The organism is Thermodesulfobacteriota bacterium, assembly GCA_036482575.1.
Taxonomy (GTDB): Bacteria; Desulfobacterota; GWC2-55-46; order GWC2-55-46; family JAUVFY01; genus JAZGJJ01.
Genome location: JAZGJJ010000008.1, coordinates 1 through 3480, shown reverse-complemented (window position 1 = coordinate 3480; position 3480 = coordinate 1). Strand labels below are relative to the sequence as shown.

Genomic DNA, 3480 nt, shown 5'->3' with positions numbered 1-3480 from the left:
AGCAGGACGGCGAAGAGCAGCGCGGGAAGAGGAAGAAAGGTTTTTTCCATTCTCATAGCACCTCTCTGGCGCCGCCGGGGTGGAAGCGCACGCCTATCTCGAGGAAGTCCCCCCGTATCCCCTCCGGCAGCGGCGGGAAGGGGGCGGCCTTCTTTACCGCCCTTATGGCCGAGCCGTCGAAGATGCCGTTGCCCGAACTCTTTTCGATCTTCACTTCCTTCAGGTCCCCGTCCCTCCCTATCTTTATGGACACCCACCCCTCAAGCCCCTTTTGCGGCTCTCCCGGATACACCCACATGGACTGTATCCTGGCCCCGACCTCGTTATAGTAGGCCTTGAACTCGAGGTCGAAAAGCTCGCGAGTAACCCTCTGCGAGGGTGTGGGCAGCGGGGTCCTGGCCTCGACCTCCAGGTCGGTGGTCCGGGCGGAGGCGAGCTCTCGCTTCAGCTCCTCGATCCTCTTCCTTATGTCTTCTTCATCGACGACGGACCTCTTTATATCTTCGAGGTCCGCCTTTACCTTTTCGTCCTCGACCCTGCGTTTGCGCTCTATCTCCTCTATGCGTGAGGCGACGAGCGTCTCCGTCTCTTTCTTCTCGACGTCCTTTTCTATCTTGCCTATGGCCGCCGCCACCGAGACCTTGGGCTCGGGCTTGGGGGAGGGCTTCTTAGCCGCTTTTTTCTTTACGACTTTCTTCTTTACGGCAGGCTTCTTCTTTGCCGCCACTGTTTTCTTTACGACCTTTTTTTTCACGGGCTTGGGCTTGAAGAGCGCCGGGTCCACGAGGTTAACGCTGTATACCGGGGTTACGAACACTTTCGGAGGGGTGAGCCTTACGGCGATGAGGCTTAGCGATATAACCACGACGTGGAGCAGGAAGGAGAACTTTACCATCCTTGCAAGGCCCGGCTGTCTCTGGTTCAGTATGCCCTGCAAAGTGACCTCCGCTACCGTCTCCCGGTCGTCGGCTCCGTGGCCATCCCTATATTATAGACGCCGGCCTTGCGTATCTCGCTCATGGCGGCGACGACAAACCCGTAGGGGACCGCCCGGTCGGCCTTAAGCAGGATGGTCTTGTCCTTCCTCTTTTTGTATATGGCCTCGAGTTTTTTCCTGAGCGTGCCTTTTTTGAGCTTTGCGCTGTTAAGGTAGGTGTTGCCCTTTTTGTCGACCGTCACCACCAGCGGCTCCTCCGGGATGGGCAGCCCCGCGGCCTCTACCTTGGGCAGGTTGACCTCGATGCCCTCCTGCATCATGGGCGCGGTCACCATGAAGATGATGAGGAGGACCAGCATGACGTCCACGAGCGGGGTTACGTTTATCTGTGAGAGCACCCTCCTGTCGGCCATTGTTCTCAGTTCTCCATGGGTTCGGGCTCCAGCGCCCCGTGCTTTTGCGCCTGTGTTTTCCTCATCTGTTTTTCTATGACGTTCAGCATGTCGGTCGAGAAGTTGTCCATCTCCACGGACAGGCGGTCTATCCTCGATATTATGTGGTTGTATCCCACGACGGCCGGTATCGCCGCGAAGAGCCCCATGGCCGTGGCCACGAGCGCTTCGGCTATGCCCGGGGCCACCACTGCCAGGCTCGCCGTCCCCATGGCCCCTATGCTGCGGAACGAGTTCATTATCCCCCAGACCGTGCCGAAGAGTCCTATGAACGGGGCCGTGTTGCCCGTGGTCGCGAGGAAGGTTACGGACTTTTCGAGTGAGGTCTTCTCGGCCGAGGCGGTCCTTTTCAGCAGCCGCCCGAGCCGGTCTATCTCTTCCGCGTGTATGTTGGTCCTCCGGTCAACCGGGCCCTCCCGGGCCGCGACCGACTGACCGAGCTCTGCGTGAACGGAGCTAAAGAGTTTGGCAAGGGGGGTGAAGCGGTAGTTCTTGACCACCGAGGCTATCAGCGAAAACTGCCTCTTTTTCCAGAAGAGGTCGTAGAAGAGCGAGGTCTCTTTCTCCACCTTCCGGAGGAGGTTAACCTTGTAGAGTATTATGGCCCAGGAGAGTACGGAGACGACGAGCAGGAGGAGCAGTACGAACTTTACCACCAGTCCGGCGCCCCATATCATACCCCACAGTCCTGTCTGAGTTGCAACGTCCAATAAGTTCCCCCCTCCACGGTAACGGCCACCAATTTATAACTGTACCATCTTTGCCGGTTTCAAGTCAACCACCTGCGCAGGGTACTTGCGCGGCCGGCCTAAAAACACTTGACAACCCCGGTTACGCATGTTACAAAATGAAAGGTTCTATTAGTTGCAAAAGCCGAGGTGCGTCCTTAATTTCCACCCGGGACACTCTAAGGGATGGTCAGGGTTGCGCGTGAGACCGATGCAGTAGGCCTGTTAGATGCAGTAGGCCTGTTAAGTGATGCAGCCGGGCTATTCAGTTGCAGCAGGTTTATGCAGTATCGGTAAATAAAAGTTTTCCGGAGGCACCGTTGACTAAAAAACGCTTCACGATTATTATCTTACCGCCCGAGTCGACCGATAAGCCCAGGCAGTTCCAGTTCCCGGTTTCTTATTATAAGGCCGCCAGGAACTTCCTTATAATACTGGCCCTGGCGCTTTCCTACATCTTTTACGACTACGGCGACAAGGCGTCCAAGGCCCTGGAGCTTGCGAATGTCAAGAAAGAGAACACCGTCCAGAAGATAGAGCTCCAAAAACTTTCGAAGAAAACCGGCGACCTCGAAGCGCAGTTTTCCAAGCTCAAGCTTTTCGACAAGAAACTCCGTATAATAGCGAACCTCGAGAAGCCCAACCAGCCTGAGGACTTGACCGGCATAGGCGGCGGGCTTCCGGAGGGCGAGGCTCTCCCCACACTCGATGGCAAGAGGAACGCGATGACCGACCGTATGCATGCGGAGTTGAGCCAGCTCGAGGCCGTCGCGGACATGCAGGAGGCGAGCTTTACGGAGTTGCAGGTACACCTCATGAAGCAGTCGGCGCTCCTGGCCTCAACGCCCTCCATATGGCCGGCCCGCGGGTGGCTTACCTCCAGCTACGGCAAGAGGATCGACCCCTTTACCGGCCGCCCGCAGAGGCATAAGGGGCTTGACGTGGCCAACAGGGTGGGCACCGAGGTCATAGCCCCCGCCGACGGGATAGTGACCAAGGTCACCAAGACCGCCGCGCTGGGTAAGCTCATCGAGGTAAGCCACGGCTACGGGGTTAAGACGAGGTACGCGCACCTCTCCAAGAGCTACGTCAAGGTCGGCAAGAAGATAAAGAGGGGTGAAAAGATAGCGGCCATAGGCAACACCGGCCGCTCCACCGGCCCACATCTCCACTACGAGGTGCACATAAAGGGGATAGCCGTCAACCCGTACAACTACATCCTTAACTGAGGGGGGTCTAACAGGGGGGGGGCTAACAGGGAGGTCTAACGTAATTGAAATATCCGCCCCGCCGGAAAACCGGCGGGGCTTTTTTGATGGCCCGGCACGGGATCATCCCGTACCGGGATTATCCCGTGCGGTGG

At 57.5% G+C, this 3480-nt stretch carries 4 protein-coding genes; 1 reads left to right on the top strand and 3 read right to left on the bottom strand.

Features of this window, described 5'->3' with window-relative positions; all coding sequences use genetic code 11:
- Nucleotides 1–52: 52 nt before the first annotated feature.
- Genes V3W31_00365 through tolQ form a run of 3 tightly spaced genes read right to left on the bottom strand, consistent with a single transcriptional unit; the run spans nucleotide 53 to nucleotide 2066 of the window.
- On the bottom strand, nucleotides 53–937 hold the full coding sequence (locus V3W31_00365) for a cell envelope integrity protein TolA (protein ID MEE9613391.1): 885 nt from the start codon (nucleotides 935–937) through the stop codon (nucleotides 53–55).
- Nucleotides 938–948: 11 nt separating this feature from the next.
- Nucleotides 949–1350: a protein TolR gene (gene tolR / locus V3W31_00360; GenBank protein ID MEE9613390.1), complete on the bottom strand. Its 402-nt coding sequence runs from the start codon at nucleotides 1348–1350 to the stop codon at nucleotides 949–951.
- A 5-nt stretch (nucleotides 1351–1355) separates the two neighbouring features.
- On the bottom strand, nucleotides 1356–2066 hold the full coding sequence (tolQ, locus tag V3W31_00355) for a protein TolQ (GenBank protein MEE9613389.1): 711 nt from the start codon (nucleotides 2064–2066) through the stop codon (nucleotides 1356–1358).
- Between the two features lie 371 nt (nucleotides 2067–2437).
- Here tolQ and V3W31_00350 point away from each other — a divergent pair, with 371 nt between their 5' ends.
- On the top strand, nucleotides 2438–3346 hold the full coding sequence (locus V3W31_00350; protein ID MEE9613388.1) for a M23 family metallopeptidase: 909 nt from the start codon (nucleotides 2438–2440) through the stop codon (nucleotides 3344–3346).
- Nucleotides 3347–3480 lie beyond the last annotated feature (134 nt).